Raw genomic sequence first — 16,032 nt, 5'->3', positions numbered from 1 at the left:
AGTCTAGAGACCTTGAAGGCCCCTCAGATTCCCAGCTCCGCAGGCAGGTCCACCTTTTCGCCCAGCAGATGCCGGGCCAGGAAATGCTCGACGACGGAGTACCAGATCTTCGCGTGCTGCGGCTTGAGGATCCAGTGGTTCTCATCGGGGAAGTACAGGAACCGGTGCTCGGTCTCGCCGTCGGGGCCGGCGGGCAGCTGCGACTTGGACAGGAGCTCGTACCAAAGCCTCAAGCCTTCGCCGATGGGAACCCGGTAATCCTTGTCACCGTGGATCACCAGCATCGGAGTACTGATGTTCCCCACGTGCGTGTGCGGGGAATTTTCGAGCGCCATCTCGGGCGTCATCTCCTTCTCCCAGTAGAAGGAGGCATCGGTTGTGGGCCCGAACTGGTCCAGCGCCCACAGGCTGGCATGCGTGACGATCGCGTTGAACCGGGCGGTATGCCCGGCCACCCAATTGGCCATGTAGCCGCCGAAGGAACCGCCCATCGCCGCCGTGCGGCTCTCATCGATGTCCGCACGCGCCACCACGGCGTCCGTCGCGGCCATGAGATCCGTGTACGGAGCGTCTCCCCACGCGCCCCAGCCGCGCTCGATCATCCGCTGCCCGTAGCCCGTTGAAAGGGCGGGATCCGGCAGGAGGACAGCGTATCCCCTGGCGGCCAGCAGCCACGGCGACCAGCGCCAGGTCCAGGCGTTCCAGGAACCGAGCGGGCCGCCGTGGATCCAGAGCAGCAGCGGCGCCGGGTGGGATGCATCGGCTCCCTCCGGCAGAACCAGATAGGACTTCACGGCATGCCCGTCCGCGCCGATAGCCTCAACCCGCTCCAGCGTTCCCGGAAGCGCCGGGCGCTCACTCGGTGCTGGCAGCGGCGCAACCGTTCCCGTGGCGAGCTCGATGCGCACGGCCTCCGGCGGGAATTCGTAGGAACTGCGCAGCGCGTAGGCGGTCGAGCCGTCAGGTGAAATAACGACGTCGGTGTAGGCCGCCGCGTCCATCGTCACCTGCGTTACCCCGCCCGTGGCGACGTCGATCGTGAAGACCGGAGAGGCGCCGTCGTCGTCTGCTGTGACCACCAGTCCGCTTCCGTCCGGAAGCCAGGCGGCAGGGGCCGGCCAGCGGTCCCAACCGGAGGCAAGGGGCGCGAGGGAACCTCCGTCGGCGGGAAGCAGCCCGAGCTCCACGTTCGGCGGGGTATCAGGGCCGGTCCGGTGCCGGACCACCACGACGGCGGTTGAGCTGTCAGGGCTGACTGGGCCCGCATCGTAGTCATAATCAGGATGTTCGAGGATGACCGAGCGCTCCCCGGTGGCAGTGTCGACGCGTACCAGCACCGACCGCTGGTCCCCTCCTCCCACGGGCACGGTCTGCGAAGTGAGCAGGAAGGTGCCGTCCGGGCTGATGCGCGGGCTCGCGTTCCTCAACGCGGAGCCGATGCCCCCGGTCACATTGCGGAGCGTGAGGTGCGGCTCGTCGTCAACCGTGACCGGACCGGCATCATCGGGCTCACCCTGCTCGATCAGGAAGTAACGGGGCTCCGAGGGGCCGAGGTCAGCGTCCCAGTGGCGGACCGGGTAGCCCGTGTGCAGGATCGCGGCAACCCCTGCGTCCTTACGGGCCTTGCGGCGCTCTTCATCGTCCGATTCATCAGTCGATCCGGCCAGCACCTCAGCGACGACGACGACGGCGTCCGCCTCCGCTGCAGCGACGACTGACTTCACTCCTCCCGGACGGGTGTGCACAACCCGGGCTTCGCCGCCGGCTGCCGGAAGCTTCCAGAGCGCGGGAACCGGCTCCTCGTCTGAATTTTCCGGGTCCGGCCGCGCGGAAGTGAAGAGGAGGTCGCCGCTCCTGAGGAAGGAAGCACCCGACTCTCCCTTTGCGCTGCGGGTGATGCGCCGGGCGGGCTGACGTCCGGACGGATCAAGTTCCCACAGGGCCGAGGCATAGGCAGTGCCTTTGGTATTCAGGGTGGCCACCGAGGTGACCAGGCGGGTGCCGTCGGCGCTCAGTGAAAGCCCACTCAAACGCGGCAGGGCAACGAAACGATCCAGGTCGTGGAAGGCAGAGGTGTTCGCGGGGGTGGGCGAATCGGGTACGAGAGTCATGGAATATCTCTATCATCCGATGTGCTCCAGCTCACAACCCGGATGCGCGCGGAAGAGTTAAACAAGCCTGCCCGTGCCGGCGAACCGGTACGGGCAGGTGTGCTTGCGCGTCCTCGACCTACTCGGGGACGACCGCCTCGATTGCCGGCGGCGAATCCTCGATTTCCTTGGGTGCGCCATGCCCCACGAAGGTGAACTGCGCTTCGTCGCCCTCGCCTTCGACGTCCACCGAGACAAGCTCACCGGACTTGATCTCTCCGAAGAGGATCTTCTCGGACAGTTGGTCTTCGATCTCGCGCTGCATTGTCCTGCGCAGCGGGCGTGCACCCATCGCCGGATCATAGCCGCGGGTGGCGAGCAGCACCTTGGCTGCGGGGGTGAGCTCGATGCTCATGCCCTTGTCAGCCATGCGCTTGCTCAGTCGGTCAAGGAACAGATCCACGATCTGGACGATCTCGTCCTGGGTCAGCTGCGGGAACACCACGGTGTCATCCACACGGTTGAGGAACTCGGGACGGAAGTGCTGCTTCAGCTCCTCCGTGACCTTCGCCTTGATACGGCTGTAACCCGTGTTGGTGTCAGTGCCGGACTGGAAGCCGGTCATGACGCCCTTGGAGATGTCCCGGGTGCCGAGGTTGGTGGTCATGATGATGACGGTGTTCTTGAAGTCCACCACACGGCCCTGGCTGTCGGTCAGGCGGCCATCCTCCAGAATCTGCAGCAGCGAGTTGAAGAGATCTGCGTGAGCCTTCTCCACCTCGTCGAAAAGGACTACCGAGAACGGACGGCGCCGGACCTTCTCCGTGAGCTGACCGCCCTCTTCATAGCCCACATATCCGGGAGGCGCACCGAAGAGCCGGGACACAGTGTGCTTCTCCGAGTACTCCGACATGTCCAGTGTGATCAGGGCGTCTTCATCTCCGAAAAGGAACTCGGCGAGCGCCTTGGCGAGCTCGGTCTTACCGACGCCGGTGGGGCCGGCGAAGATGAACGAGCCACCCGGACGCTTGGGATCCTTCAGGCCGGCACGGGTACGCCGGATAGCCTGGGAGATTGCCTTGATGGCGTCATCCTGACCGATGACCCGCTTGTGCAGTTCATCTTCCATCTTGAGCAGGCGCGAGGACTCTTCCTCGGTGAGCTTGAAGACGGGGATACCGGTGGAATTGGCCAGGACCTCAGCGATCAGCTCCTCATCAACCTCGGCGATGTCATCGAGACCACCGGACTTCCACCGGCGCTCCTTGTCCATACGCTCGTCGTGAAGCTTCTGCTCCCGATCACGCAGCCGGGCGGCACCCTCGAAGTCCTGGGCGTCGATGGCGGATTCCTTCTCCCGCTTGACGGACGCGATGCGCTCGTCGATCTCCTTGAGTTCCGGCGGAGCTGTCATGCGGCGGATGCGCAGACGCGCTCCGGCTTCATCGATGAGGTCGATTGCCTTATCCGGCAGGAACCGGTCGGAGATGTAACGCTCGGCGAGGTTGGCGGCGGATGCCAGCGCGGCGTCAGTGATCGAGACCCGGTGGTGCGCCTCGTAGCGGTCCCGGAGCCCCTTCAGGATTTCGATGGCGTGCGCAACCGAAGGCTCCTGGACCTGGATCGGCTGGAAGCGGCGCTCAAGCGCTGCGTCCTTCTCAATGTGCTTGCGGTACTCATCCAGCGTGGTGGCACCGATGGTCTGCAGCTCCCCGCGGGCCAGCATGGGCTTCAGGATAGACGCGGCGTCGATAGCGCCTTCTGCCGCGCCGGCGCCGACGAGGGTGTGGATCTCATCGATGAACAGGATGATGTCGCCGCGGGTGCGAATCTCCTTCAGGACCTTCTTGAGGCGTTCCTCGAAGTCACCGCGGTAGCGGGAGCCGGCAACCAGTGAACCGAGGTCCAGGGTGTACAGCTGCTTGTCGCGGATGGTCTCGGGGACATCGCCGCGCACGATTGCCTGGGCGAGGCCCTCGACGACGGCAGTCTTGCCGACGCCGGGCTCACCGATGAGCACAGGGTTGTTCTTGGTGCGCCGGGAGAGGACCTGCATGACGCGTTCCATCTCCAGCTCACGGCCGATGACCGGATCAAGCTTGCCCTCGCGGGCCGCCTGGGTGAGGTTGCGTCCGAACTGGTCCAGTACGACGGACCCGGCAGGGGTACCCTCCTGCTGCTGTCCGCCTGATGCCACGGGCTCCTTGCCCTGGTAGCCGGAAAGCAGCTGGATGACCTGCTGGCGGACCCGGTTGAGGTCAGCGCCGAGCTTGACCAGAACCTGCGCGGCTACGCCCTCACCCTCACGGATGAGACCGAGCAGGATGTGCTCGGTGCCGATGTAGTTGTGGCCGAGTTGAAGCGCCTCGCGGAGGGACAGCTCAAGCACCTTCTTGGCACGCGGAGTGAAGGGGATGTGACCGGAGGGCGCCTGCTGGCCCTGCCCGATGATCTCCTGCACCTGCTCGCGCACAGCGCCCAGGGAAATGCTGAGCGACTCTAGCGCCTTTGCGGCGACGCCCTCACCCTCATGGATCAGCCCAAGCAGAATGTGCTCGGTGCCGATGTAATTGTGGTTGAGCATGCGGGCCTCTTCCTGGGCCAGCACTACAACTCGACGGGCACGATCCGTAAATCTCTCAAACATGAGGCACACTCCTAGCTAACGCGTAATTCGATGCTACGTGCCTACGGAAGCCTTGGGGAGCGTGTTCGCCACAGGCGAGATAGGCCGGCAGAGCCCTGCCGTGGAAATGCGCTAGCGCTGGGCCGCGCGGTATGCCTCGATGATCTGGGAATTAACGCGGCCGCGTGAAGAGACGCTGTAACCGTTGGCCTTGGCCCATTCGCGGATCTGCGCGGCTTCCTGGTTCCGGGCAGCGGGCGCGCCGCCCTGCCGCTGCTTTGCCTGGCTCTCGCGCCGGGCTGCCGAGACATAGGTGGACAGGGTGCTGCGCAGTTCCTCCGCGTGCGCTGAGGAAAGATCGATTTCATACTGCGTTCCGTCGAGGCCGAACCGTACGGTTTCATCTGCCTCCCCGCCGTCGAGGTCGTCAATCAGAATGATTTTGACTTTCTGCGCCACAACAATCTCCTCAATCGGCCGATTACCTATTCAAGAGACATTATCGTCCGCATTAAAGCCAAACGTCAAAGAGCGAAAAGGATGAGCGGACGTTTACTGCCCGCCGGGCGCATCATCCTGCGACGGAGGAGGTTTTGCCAATGAATTTTCCCTGTTGTTGCGTTCTGCGGATTCGGCCTCACGCTCAGCCCGGTCCGCGTTGAAGATCGACTTCATCACGAAGTAGAAGATGAGTCCAACGGCAAGGGAAGGAAGAAGAACAGCCAAATACTCCATGAATTAACCCAGCTCCGGCTTCAGCAGCGGGAATAGGATGGTTTCCCTGATTCCCGTGGAAGTGAAAAGCATGACGAGCCGGTCGATGCCCAGGCCGATCCCGCCCATCGGCGGTGCGCCGTATTCAAGGGCACGGAGGAAGTCCTCGTCCAATTGCATGGCTTCCTCGTCGCCGGCAGCAGCCCGACGTGACTGTTCGGTAAGACGTTCCCGCTGGATGACCGGATCAATCAATTCGGAGAACGCCGTTCCGCGCTCCATGCCGCCGATGATGAGGTCCCACGCCTCTATCAACTGCGGCTGGTCGCGGTGCGGGCGGGCCAGGGGCTGCGCTGACGGCGGGTAGTCATAAACGAACGTCGGCTGCAACAAAGTCGGTTCGACAATTTCGCTGAAGAGTTCGAGGACAAGCTTTTCCTCGTCCCAGGCCTGGTCGACGGAGATTTCATGTTCTCCGGCTACCGTCAGCAATGTTTCTTTGTCAGTATCCGGAGTGATTTCACGGCCGATAGCCTGGGAGAGCCCGGGATAAACTCCAAGCCAGCGCCATTCGCCGTCCAGATCAATGGTCCCGGCTTCGGACTCGATCTGGCGTGACCCGAGAAGGTCCGCACAATTCAGGATGACCTCCTTCATTCGATCAGCCATCACGAACTGGTCAGCATAAGCCTCGTAGCACTCAAGCATCGTGAATTCGGGGCTGTGCGTAGAATCTACGCCCTCATTGCGGAAAATACGCCCGATTTCATAGACGCGGTCAATTCCACCGACAACAGCCCGCTTCAGGTAGAGCTCCAGCGCGATGCGAAGCGTCATCTTCTGGTCGAAGGCATTCACATGGGTCTCGAAAGGGCGCGCGGTGGCGCCGCCGTGGACCAGTTGGAGGATCGGCGTTTCCACCTCGATGTACTCGTGGGAGTGAAGGGTCTCCCGGATACTGCGGGTGATCATTGCCCGCGTCCGGACCATCTGGCGCGCTTCCTCGCGCACCAGTAGATCGACGTAGCGCTGGCGGACGCGTGTCTCCTCGTTGACGCCGGCGTGCAGTGTGGGCAACGGGCGCAGCGCCTTCGAGGCCATCGCCCAGCCTGTTGCCATGACTGACAGTTCGCCGCGGCGTGAACTGATGACTTCCCCTGCGACCTGCACGTGGTCACCCAGGTCCACCGTCGACTTCCACTCCGCCAGCGGTTCCTCACCGACGGCAGCGAGGCTCAGCATGGCCTGCAGACGCGTTCCGTTACCCTCCTGGAGCGTCGCGAAGCAGAGCTTCCCGGTATTCCGGAGGAAGACGACGCGGCCGACCACGCTGACGTTCTCACCGGTTGAGTCACCCGCCTCGATACCCGAAAAGCGGTCCCGAATCTCAGCCAGGGAGGACGTCCGCTCCGGCTTGACCGGGTAGGGCTCCTCACCGCGCTCCAGCAGGCGGGCGCGCTTTTCCATGCGGATGCGCATCTGCTCGTTGAATTCTTCGGTGGAGAGGGCTGGCTCAGTGGTCACGGTATCTAAGGTTACCGGTTCAGCCCCGCGTGCCCGCCGGGTCCGCCTGCAGCGGTTGATTGTCGATGAGCCTGACGCTGCCCACCCGTGCGGCGACCAGCGCGAGCCCCTCCCCTGCGAAGGGAGTCTCGCGGCAGTTGAAGGCCAGCGGCTCCAGGGTCTCCGGGTCCACCACCTCGAAATACTCCAGCTTCACGAGCGGCTGGCTTTCGATCAGTGCGACGGCGGATTCCAGGTCCAGCGGTTCACAGCGGACAGCCCGCTCCGCCAGCAGGCGCAACGCCCGGGACAGGACGAGGGCCGCCTCCGACTCCTCCGCCTTGAGGAACCGGTTCCGGCTCGAGAGCGCGAGCCCGTCGGGAGACCGGACGGTAGGTACCGCACGGATGTCCGCCGAGAAGCTGAGATCGCGCGCCATCCGGCGGATCAGCACCAACTGCTGTGCGTCCTTTTGCCCGAAATAGGCACGATACGCAGCGTCGGCGGCGGGCCAGGCCAGATGCAGCAGCTTGGCGACGACGGTGAGCATTCCGTCGAAGTGTCCCGGCCGGAATTCACCCTCAAGCTTCTCGCCGAGGCGTCCCGCGGAGAGCCGGACCAGCGGTTCGCCGCCCGGATACACCTCCTCCCGGGAAGGCACGAACACCAGGTCGACGCCGCAGTCCCCCAGGATCTCTACGTCGGCCTCCAGCGTTCGTGGGTACCGGTCAAGGTCTGCCGGGTCACCGAACTGGAGGGGATTCACGAAGATGCTGGCAACAACGACGTCGTTCTCTTTCCGCGCTGCACGGGCAAGTGCGGCGTGGCCCTCATGGAGTGCGCCCATGGTGGGAACGAGTCCCAGGCTGACGGGGCCGGGACCTGCAGCGGCCAGCTGTTCGATGAGCGCGGCACGCAGCTCTGCCGTAGTGGTGAGAACCCGGGGACTCATTCGTTTCCTTCCTTTCCGGGCGCCGCGAGCGCGTCCGTGATTGCGCGTACCTGTTCCGGCGTCAGGAGACCGCGCTCAAGTGCGCGCGAGGCGGTCACCGCGGCCAGCCGGCCGTAGGCACCGGAGATGTCGTCCGGCGCGCCGGCGAGGGCAGCCGCGTGGGCCGCGACCGTTCCGGTGTCACCTCGGGCAACCGGTCCCGTCAGCGCACCCTCACCTGCAGCGAGCGCGTTCTCAAGTGAGGCACGCATCAGCGGCCCGAGCATCCGGTCCGGCCGCTCCACACCGATGCTGCCGAGCAGTTGGGTTGACTGCGCGGCGAGGGTGACCAGGTGATTGGATGCGTGCGCAAGCGCCGCGTGGTAAAGGACGCGGTCCTCCTCCTCGATGACAACGGGCTCGGCGCCCATCTCCACCACCAGTGCCTGCGCCACGGGAAGGACGGCGGTGGGCGCGGTAACGCCGAAGGTGCAGTCGGGCAGGCGCGTGAGGTCCAGGCTCATGCCGGTGAACGTCATCGCCGGGTGCAGCGCGAGCGGGATGGCGCCAAGCCTGCGCGCGGGCTCCAGGACCGCCGTTCCATAACGGCCCGATGTGTGGGCGACGAGTTGCCCGGGTTGCCAGGCATTCACGGCGGCGAGGCCGGAGACGAGGTCCGGCAGGGCGTCGTCGGGCACTGCCAGCAGGACAAGCTCCGCCCGTTCCACGATCTGCTCGATCCCAAGCACCGGGACCCCGGGCAGGAGGTTCTCGGCGCGCTCCCTGCTTGCTTCGGAAACAGCGGAAACTCCGACGACGGCGTGTTCAGCCGCGCGCAGCGCAGCACCAAGGACGGCACCGACCCTGCCGGCGCCGATCACTCCGACCCCGAGCCTCCCGGGTTTCCGGCGCGGACCTCCGGGACGGACCGGATGCTCAGGAACGCTCATGGTGTGGATCTTCCAGATAGGAGGGCGGTGCCGGCATGACGGCGGCATCGGTAGCCGCACCCGTCTCCTCCGCCGGCTCCTGCACCGGAACGGGCCGCATCCACTGCTCGGGACCGCTGCGGCGGCGGGCGTCGGCCGCCCGTCCGGCCTGTTCGGAGAACAGCCGCCAGGCTTCCGCTTCAGGGATCTGGCGAACGCGGGGGGATACGGGGCCCGGAGTGGTGTGCAGGATGAGGTCCGCAACCCCGAAGCGGCGCGCCAAGGGCCCCTGATGGAGGGCCAGGGACTGCGTGCGCTCATGGGGTACGACGGCGACCTGCCGCCACCACGCACCCGAGCGGGCCAGCAGCGCGGTGTCGGTAACGGCCACCCCGTTGCGCCGCCAGGCGAGCGGAGCAATGAGTCGAGCACGCCGCGGGGTGGTGATGAATCCGGCGTCGGAATCCCGGCCTGACAGGCCTGCCGAGAACACCTCGACGGGCGAGTCCGTTCCCGGATCAGGAAGCACCAGCGCGATCACCTGAAGAACCTCATCAAGGGTTCCCACCGGAAGGAGAGTGGCGCGTGCCTGGGCCTCTCCGGTGGCGGACGCGCCGTAGCCAGCCACATTCACGGTGACCTTGTACCAGCCCTTCAGGCGCCACAGCGGCGACTGCACAACGCCGACTGCCTGCACCCGCCCGGGCGGCACCGTCTGGGTGCGGGTGTCCAGAAGGCCGTAGCGGATGCGAATACCGTCCGGCGAAATGGCTGCACGGAAGTTGAACCCCGTGTTCAACACGTTCCAGTAGCCGCTGACCACGCCGATGAGGATCGGAACGAAAGCCGCCAGCAGCGCGCCGGTCTCAAGGATGAAGGCAAAGACCACCACACCGATCAGGCCGAGCACCACCGCCACGGTGTTCCCGGACAGCGCCGCGGCGCCCAATACGCGGGCGGGCGTGAGGGCAAGGACCTCCCGTTCGGGTGCCTCGGGAATGTCCTGCGGGTGCTCTGGATCCATGACGACGCCGGCCGCCCGCGCCAGAATGGTTGCGCGCAGTTTCTGCGCCTCGCCCAGTTTCAGGAAGGAGAGCCGTACGGCTGATTCGCCGGCGTCGGCCACGTCGAACTTGAGCTCCGCGAGCCCGAACAGCCGGGCAAGGAACGGCTGGACGACGTCGATGGCCTGCACCCGGTCCAGCCGCGCCTGCCGGTGCTGGCGGAAGATCACCCCCGAGTTGACCCGGACGTGCTCCTCGGTCACCTGGTAGCGCGTGTAGTACCAGGACAGGAAGAACCCGCCCGCTATCAGCAGCACGACGCCGACGACGATAGCAATGGCAAGAGGCAGGCTGCCTACGGCATCTCCCCGGAAGCCTCCTCCCGGTTCTCCGGTCAGGAATCCCTCGAACCAGTCGCGGCCGCCGAAAAAGATCAGCGCAGCAATGGCAATCCAGCCGCGGACCAGCGGCGAGATGATGTGGACGCGCTTCCATTCTTCGGGAGAGGCGGAGAGCATCACCGGGTCAGATACGGGGCCGGTCACAGCCCTGCCAGCTTCGCTTCACCGCGGGCCGATAGCTGTTCACGCAGCCGTGCTCCCTCGCTGGAAGGAAGCCCGGGAATCTCGGCGTTGGTGCCCGGCGAAGCCGTGTGCAGCTTGAGCGTACACAGGCCGAGGGCGCGTTCAATCGGCCCTACCGCGACGTCGACATACTGCATCCGGCCATAGGGCACCACCATGGTGCGCTGGAAGAAGAGGCCCTGCCGGACCAGCAGGTCCTCGTTGCGCTCTGCGTACCCGATCGCGCGCACCTGACGGGGCAGCAGGAGTCCACGCCACCCGGCAAACAGGACGACGACGGCGGGCAGCAGCCACGCGAGCAGGAACGGGAAGCGGGGCAACACTCCCGTCAGCAACAGGACGAGCGGAACGGAGAAGATCACCAGGAAGATGAGGCTGCCGATCGCCCACCCGACAAGGCGGACCCTGAGGTATTTGGGTGACACCCGTGTCCACTCGATTCCTGCCGGGTCTATCGGTTCCCTACGCATACTCCCCCTCGCCGCTCTCGCGTGTCGTGTCGGATCCGGCCTCATCATCCGGTGGAAGCCTGCAGAAGCTCTCCACGATCAGCCCGACTGCAATCATGACTATGCCACCGGCGATCACGGCCAGCGAGCCCCATAACGGACCGAGATTGCTGCGGACGCCCACCAGGGTCAGCTGGTCCGCGAGGATCCCCGCGTGCCAGCCGGTTGTCAGGGCTCCGGCATAGGCAGTGGCTTGCGCGAGCACGACCGTGCGTGCCGCCAGGATCGGGTCGAGGACCCGCTTGCGGTTGCCGGCGCGCCAGCGCCTCACCCGGAGCCCGAAGACAAGCGTCACCGCGACGACGACGGCAATGGTCAGGAGGGAGCTCAGCGGCAGCGACGGGGTGGGGTATCCGTTCCGGGTAGCCCACCAGTTGACCAGCCACCCGGCGGCGCCGAACACCAGACCGATCAGAACCAGCCAACCGATGCGGATTGATCCCACGGGTCTGCTAGGCCCCCTCGAACGGTACGAGGCCGGGGAGGTCTTCCGCTTGTTGGACAAGCTCGGCGACCGGGCGCCCCGACAGCGTAGCTGTTCCGTCCATCCACGCCCAGGGCTGCAGGACGAAGGCGCGCTCTGCTGCGCGGGGATGCGGCAGGGTCAGCTTTTCATCATCCGAGACGAGATCGCCGTAGGTGATGATGTCGACGTCGAGAGTGCGCGGCCCCCACCGCTCGGCACGGACCCGGTGGTGCTTGTTCTCAACGGCCTGGCAGTGCTCAAGCAACTCATATGGCCCCAGGGTGGTTTCAATTTCGATGACCATGTTGAGGTAGTCCGGCTGCTCCGGGCCGCCGACGGCCTTCGTCTGCACGATCGGCGACACTTCACGCAACCGCACGTTCGTGGAGTCAACGAGGTCAGCGACGGCAAGGGACAGGGTGTCGCGGCTTTCGCCGAGGTTGCTGCCCAGCGCGAGGATGGAGCGCACGGTCCCGCTCATGTGCGCTCCCGGTAGATAGAGACGGCCACATCGCCGAACGGCACTTCTATGGGCGCCTTGGGTTTGTGCACGGTGACCTCAACGGCGTCCACAGGGAAGGAGGAAAGGATGGAGGAGGCAAGGCGCTCAGCGAGTGCCTCAATCAGGTTCAGGGGATCACCCGTAATGAGTTCCGTGACCTGTTCGGCGAGTTCGCCGTAGTGCGCGGTGCGCGTGAGGTCATCGCTCTGGCCCGCCGGCCGCAGATCGAGGTGAAGCACGACGTCGACGACGAACGGCTGGCCGTCCCGGCGCTCATGCTCGAAGACCCCGTGGTGCCCGACGGCGGTTATCCCCGTCAGTGTGATCCTGTCCCGCTGGGCGGGGAGACTGTGTGTCATGATCCGCCTACCTGGTCCAGGCTGCGGCGACCTTGACCGCATCCAGGCTCGGTGCCACGTCATGCACGCGGACGCACCAGGCGCCGTGCGCAGCAGCGAGGGCGGAGACCGCGACACTGGCGTCCCCGCGTTCAGCGGGCGCTGCCGCCTTGCCCGCAACGCTGAGCAGCGTTCCGAGGAACCGCTTGCGGGAGGCGCCCACCAGGATGCGGTGCCCGAGCACCTCGAATCGATCCAGTGCGCGCAGCAGTGCCCAGTTGTGGTCTTCCTTCTTGGCGAAGCCGATACCGGGATCCAGGATGATCTGTTCCGGGGCCACACCGGCGGCGTAGAGCGTGTCCCGGATTCCCGTGAGCTCGGAGATGACGTCCTCGACGACGTCGTCATAGTCCGCGAGGGAATCCATTGTCTGCGGATTGCCCCGCTGGTGCATCAGGACGTAATGGACGCCGCGTTCAGCGATCAGCGCCGGCATGGCGGGGTCGAAGTCCAATCCGGACACGTCGTTGACGATGGCGGCGCCCGCGTCGATCGCTTTGGCGGCCGTGGAGGCATGCATGGTGTCGACGCTGACCAGCGCACCGGCTTTCACCAGTGCCTCCACAACGGGGATGATGCGCTTCTGCTCATCCTCCACCGTGATGCGGTCGGCGTTGGGGCGGGTGGACTCTCCGCCGACGTCCACGATGTCTGCTCCCGCGTAGTGCATGCGGAGCCCTTCAGCAATGGCGTCGTCCGCCGTGGCGAACTTGCCGCCGTCACTGAAGGAGTCAGGGGTGACGTTCAGGATTCCCATCACCAGCGCCCGGTCGGTGGGCAGGTCCGTGAAGGACTTGCGAACCCGGGTTGGCCGCAGGACGGGGATGGGAGAGGTCGCCGGTCCGGTTCCTGGGGCTGCCGCGAGTGAATCCATAAAGTTGCTGTGTCCTATCTTCCAAGTATCAGGCTCATGGCCTCGGCGCGTGTGGCGGCGTCCCGCACCTGTCCGCGCACTGCTGAGGTGACCGTCTTGGCCCCCGGCTTGCGGATACCGCGCATCGACATGCACAGGTGCTCACATTCGATGACCACAATGGCACCCTTTGGCTGCAGGTGCTCCATCATCGCATCGACGATCTGTGTGGTGAGGCGTTCCTGCACCTGCGGACGCCGCGCGTAAATCTCCACCAGCCGCGCCAATTTGCTCAGGCCCGTGATTTTTCCGTCGTCTGAGGGAATGTACCCGATATGCGCTGATCCGTGAAACGGCACGAGGTGGTGCTCGCACGTTGAGTAAAAGGGGATGTCCTTGACGAGGACAAGCTCTTCGTGGTCCAGGTCAAAGGTGGTTGAGAGGACATCCCTGGGGTGCTGGTGGAGGCCCGCGAAGAACTCCGCGTACGCCCGGGCAACCCGCTTGGGTGTCTCCAGCAGGCCGTCCCTGTCCGGATCATCACCGATAGCGGCAAGGATCTCGCGGACTGCCCGCTCGATTCTCGGCTGGTCCACCGTTGAACCACTGGCCGCCAGGGCGACATCAATCATCTGATCGTCAAAATCGGTCACGCCAAGAATCCTATCCCGGCCCCTGTGGCCGCCCTGCTAGTGGTTACGCGGCTGTGCGTGCCCGTCCTGGTCATTACCTCCGGTGTTCCCGGTTGTCCCGCCCTTGTCATCCGGCTCGGTCTCCGGCTCCGGCAGGGCGTCGCCCGTGACGTCGAAGCCGCTCGGCAAGTTGGCATCGGCGATCTGATCCTGCGGTGAAACGCTCTCAGGGTCAGGTTCTCCGGCTGCCTCCGCCTCCTGGCGCTCCTTGGCGGAGACCACGGGAGGCAGGGAGTGCACGGGCCGGCTGTCCTTCGAGAGCCAGATGCTGCGGGCGTCGCGCTTGCGGATGTCGGTGAAGACCTGGGCGATCTCGGCCTGGTTCAGTGTTTCGCGTTCCAGCAGTTCGAGAGCCAGTCGGTCCAGGACGTCGCGGTTCTCGGTGAGGATGGCGTACGCCTCATCATGGGCGTTGTCCACGAGCCGCCGCACCTCCTCATCGACGATGTAGGCGATGTGGTCCGAGTAGTTGCGCTCATGGCCCATGTCACGGCCGAGGAACGGCTCGCCACCGCCCTGCCCCAGCTTCACGGCACCGATCCGCTCGCTCATCCCGTATTGCGTGACCATTTTCCGGGCGGTGGCGGTTGCCTTCTCGATGTCATTGGACGCACCGGTCGAGGGATCGTGGAAGACGATCTCCTCCGCGACCCGGCCGCCCATGGCGTAGGCCAGCTGATCGAGCAGCTCGTTGCGGGTGATGGAGTACTTGTCATCCGCGGGCAGCACCATGGTGTAGCCCAGCGCCCGGCCGCGCGGCAGGATGGTCACCTTAGTGACGGGATCGGTGTTGCGCAGGGCAGCGGCAACGAGGGCGTGGCCGCCCTCATGGTAGGCCGTTATTTTCCGCTCCAGTTCCTTCATGACCCGGCTGCGCTTCTGCGGTCCGGCGATGACGCGGTCGATCGCCTCGTCAAGGGCGCGGTCGTCGATGAGTTGGGCGTTGGAGCGGGCGGTCAGCAGCGCTGCCTCATTCAGGACGTTCGCGAGGTCAGCACCGGTGAACCCCGGAGTCTTCTTGGCCACCGACTTCAGATCGACGCCGGGAGCCATGGGCTTGCCCTTCGAGTGGACCTGCAGGATGCGCAGGCGTCCGCCCATGTCCGGCGCCTCAACGCCGATCTGGCGGTCGAAGCGGCCCGGGCGCAGCAGCGCGGGGTCCAGTACGTCCGGGCGGTTGGTTGCTGCGATGAGAATGACGTTGGTGTTGGCGTCGAAGCCGTCCATTTCCACCAGGAGTTGGTTCAGCGTCTGCTCGCGCTCATCATTGCCGCCGCCCACGCCGGCACCGCGGTGGCGTCCGACGGCGTCGATCTCGTCAACGAAGATGATGGCCGGCGCGTTGGACTTTGCCTGTTCAAACAGGTCGCGGACCCGCGAAGCGCCCACGCCGACGAACATCTCAACGAAGTCCGATCCGGAGATCGAGTAGAACGGCACTCCGGCTTCACCCGCAACGGCGCGGGCCAGGAGGGTCTTACCGGTTCCGGGAGGCCCGTAGAGAAGCACGCCCTTGGGGATCTTGGCTCCGAGGGCCTGGAACTTGGCCGGCTCCTGCAGGAATTCCTTGATCTCGTGGAGTTCCTCCACTGCCTCATCGGCGCCTGCGACGTCATTGAACGTGACCTGGGGCATGTCCTTGCTGATGAGCTTGGCTTTGGACTTGCCGAACTGCATCACCTTGGAGCCGCCGCCCTGCATCCTGCTGAGCAGGAACCAGAAGATTGCACCGAGGATCAGGATGGGCAGGATCAGGCCGAGGATGCTGGTGAACCAGTTGTTCTCGACCGGCTGGTCGGTGAAGCCGTCCACGTCCGAGGTGTTGATGGCGTCGACGACGTCCTCGGCACGTGCGGTGCTGAAGAAGAAGGAAACGCTGCGTCCGAGGTCTTCATAGTCCTCGCGCAGGGTGAGGTCGACGCGCTGCTCGCCGTCGTAGATTTTTGCCTGCTCCACCTGATCACCCTCGAGGAGTTCCAGGCCGATGTTTGTGTCCACACGGGCACCGCTGCTGTTGAACACGGAGGGCAGGATGACCAGAAGTGCGGCAACTGCCAGCACAATCCAGAAAATGGGTCCTCTGAAAATGCTCTTCAATTTCATTCAACTCAGGGCGCAGTGCCCTGTCCCTCCTGATTAACTGCCACATAGCGCTTGTCCGACACCTGCGGATCGCCCAGAGCGGCGCGCCCGAAACGTGCTACCAGCTTTACATTCTCTTCAGAATCCAC

At 65.0% G+C, this 16,032-nt stretch carries 15 protein-coding genes; all 15 read right to left on the bottom strand.

The annotated features are described in order from the left end of the window. Window positions 1-23: 23 nt before the first annotated feature. Entirely contained in the window at window positions 24-2,111 is a 2,088-nt protein-coding gene (locus tag JOD47_RS08340; RefSeq protein WP_204533511.1) for a S9 family peptidase, read from the bottom strand. A 118-nt stretch (window positions 2,112-2,229) separates the two neighbouring features. After that, window positions 2,230-4,737 (bottom strand): ATP-dependent Clp protease ATP-binding subunit, encoded by a 2,508-nt coding sequence (locus JOD47_RS08335; protein WP_204533510.1) that lies wholly within the window; start codon window positions 4,735-4,737, stop codon window positions 2,230-2,232. A 111-nt stretch (window positions 4,738-4,848) separates the two neighbouring features. Next, the gene (locus JOD47_RS08330; RefSeq protein WP_204533509.1) at window positions 4,849-5,175 is read right to left on the bottom strand and encodes a histone-like nucleoid-structuring protein Lsr2; all 327 of its coding nucleotides are present in this window, start codon (window positions 5,173-5,175) and stop codon (window positions 4,849-4,851) included. Window positions 5,176-5,268: 93 nt separating this feature from the next. After that, the gene (locus JOD47_RS08325; protein WP_204533508.1) at window positions 5,269-5,451 is read right to left on the bottom strand and encodes a hypothetical protein; all 183 of its coding nucleotides are present in this window, start codon (window positions 5,449-5,451) and stop codon (window positions 5,269-5,271) included. 3 nt (window positions 5,452-5,454) lie between these two features. Then, the gene (gene lysS, locus JOD47_RS08320) at window positions 5,455-6,909 is read right to left on the bottom strand and encodes a lysine--tRNA ligase (RefSeq protein WP_204536556.1); all 1,455 of its coding nucleotides are present in this window, start codon (window positions 6,907-6,909) and stop codon (window positions 5,455-5,457) included. 64 nt (window positions 6,910-6,973) lie between these two features. Beyond that, window positions 6,974-7,885: a pantoate--beta-alanine ligase gene (gene panC, locus JOD47_RS08315; protein WP_204533507.1), complete on the bottom strand. Its 912-nt coding sequence runs from the start codon at window positions 7,883-7,885 to the stop codon at window positions 6,974-6,976. Further along, a complete protein-coding gene (locus JOD47_RS08310; RefSeq protein ID WP_204533506.1) occupies window positions 7,882-8,814 on the bottom strand; it encodes a Rossmann-like and DUF2520 domain-containing protein in 933 nt (310 codons plus the stop codon). Before JOD47_RS08310 ends, panC begins: the two co-directional genes overlap by 4 nt. Further along, window positions 8,801-10,342 (bottom strand): PH domain-containing protein, encoded by a 1,542-nt coding sequence (locus JOD47_RS08305; protein ID WP_307836235.1) that lies wholly within the window; start codon window positions 10,340-10,342, stop codon window positions 8,801-8,803. Before JOD47_RS08305 ends, JOD47_RS08310 begins: the two co-directional genes overlap by 14 nt. Then, window positions 10,339-10,851 carry a PH domain-containing protein gene (locus tag JOD47_RS08300; RefSeq protein ID WP_204533504.1) on the bottom strand — a complete coding sequence of 171 codons (513 nt, stop codon included), beginning with the start codon at window positions 10,849-10,851 and terminating at the stop codon, window positions 10,339-10,341. The genes JOD47_RS08305 and JOD47_RS08300 overlap by 4 nt, the downstream gene beginning before the upstream one ends. After that, the gene (locus tag JOD47_RS08295; RefSeq protein ID WP_204533502.1) at window positions 10,844-11,335 is read right to left on the bottom strand and encodes a DUF3180 domain-containing protein; all 492 of its coding nucleotides are present in this window, start codon (window positions 11,333-11,335) and stop codon (window positions 10,844-10,846) included. Before JOD47_RS08295 ends, JOD47_RS08300 begins: the two co-directional genes overlap by 8 nt. Before the next feature lie 7 nt (window positions 11,336-11,342). Further along, the gene (folK, locus tag JOD47_RS08290; RefSeq protein WP_204533500.1) at window positions 11,343-11,837 is read right to left on the bottom strand and encodes a 2-amino-4-hydroxy-6-hydroxymethyldihydropteridine diphosphokinase; all 495 of its coding nucleotides are present in this window, start codon (window positions 11,835-11,837) and stop codon (window positions 11,343-11,345) included. Continuing rightward, the gene (gene folB, locus JOD47_RS08285; RefSeq protein WP_204533499.1) at window positions 11,834-12,217 is read right to left on the bottom strand and encodes a dihydroneopterin aldolase; all 384 of its coding nucleotides are present in this window, start codon (window positions 12,215-12,217) and stop codon (window positions 11,834-11,836) included. The genes folK and folB overlap by 4 nt, the downstream gene beginning before the upstream one ends. A gap of 7 nt (window positions 12,218-12,224) precedes the next feature. Next, the gene (gene folP, locus JOD47_RS08280) at window positions 12,225-13,130 is read right to left on the bottom strand and encodes a dihydropteroate synthase (RefSeq protein ID WP_204533498.1); all 906 of its coding nucleotides are present in this window, start codon (window positions 13,128-13,130) and stop codon (window positions 12,225-12,227) included. Window positions 13,131-13,144: 14 nt separating this feature from the next. Next, window positions 13,145-13,762 carry a GTP cyclohydrolase I FolE gene (gene folE, locus JOD47_RS08275; RefSeq protein WP_372432797.1) on the bottom strand — a complete coding sequence of 206 codons (618 nt, stop codon included), beginning with the start codon at window positions 13,760-13,762 and terminating at the stop codon, window positions 13,145-13,147. Window positions 13,763-13,798: 36 nt separating this feature from the next. After that, a complete protein-coding gene (gene ftsH / locus JOD47_RS08270) occupies window positions 13,799-15,904 on the bottom strand; it encodes an ATP-dependent zinc metalloprotease FtsH (protein ID WP_204533497.1) in 2,106 nt (701 codons plus the stop codon). Window positions 15,905-16,032 lie beyond the last annotated feature (128 nt).

Source organism: Arthrobacter tumbae (assembly GCF_016907495.1).
GTDB classification, from domain to species: Bacteria; Actinomycetota; Actinomycetes; order Actinomycetales; family Micrococcaceae; genus Arthrobacter_D; species Arthrobacter_D tumbae.
Note: the sequence above shows the minus strand (reverse complement) of the source record. Positions and strands in the feature narration are given on the sequence as shown.

Bases quoted from the DNA above. Each gene is read 5' to 3' on its own strand.
- JOD47_RS08340 (WP_204533511.1), bottom strand. From the start codon at position 2,111: ATGACTCTCGTACCCGATTCGCCCACCCCCGCGAACACCTCTGCCTTC.
- JOD47_RS08335 (WP_204533510.1), bottom strand. From the start codon at position 4,737: ATGTTTGAGAGATTTACGGATCGTGCCCGTCGAGTTGTAGTGCTGGCC.
- JOD47_RS08325 (WP_204533508.1), bottom strand. From the start codon at position 5,451: ATGGAGTATTTGGCTGTTCTTCTTCCTTCCCTTGCCGTTGGACTCATC.
- lysS (WP_204536556.1), bottom strand. From the start codon at position 6,909: ATGCGCATCCGCATGGAAAAGCGCGCCCGCCTGCTGGAGCGCGGTGAG.
- panC (WP_204533507.1), bottom strand. From the start codon at position 7,885: ATGAGTCCCCGGGTTCTCACCACTACGGCAGAGCTGCGTGCCGCGCTC.
- JOD47_RS08310 (WP_204533506.1), bottom strand. From the start codon at position 8,814: ATGAGCGTTCCTGAGCATCCGGTCCGTCCCGGAGGTCCGCGCCGGAAA.
- JOD47_RS08300 (WP_204533504.1), bottom strand. From the start codon at position 10,851: ATGCGTAGGGAACCGATAGACCCGGCAGGAATCGAGTGGACACGGGTG.
- folK (WP_204533500.1), bottom strand. From the start codon at position 11,837: ATGAGCGGGACCGTGCGCTCCATCCTCGCGCTGGGCAGCAACCTCGGC.
- folB (WP_204533499.1), bottom strand. From the start codon at position 12,217: ATGACACACAGTCTCCCCGCCCAGCGGGACAGGATCACACTGACGGGG.
- folP (WP_204533498.1), bottom strand. From the start codon at position 13,130: ATGGATTCACTCGCGGCAGCCCCAGGAACCGGACCGGCGACCTCTCCC.
- ftsH (WP_204533497.1), bottom strand. From the start codon at position 15,904: ATGAAATTGAAGAGCATTTTCAGAGGACCCATTTTCTGGATTGTGCTG.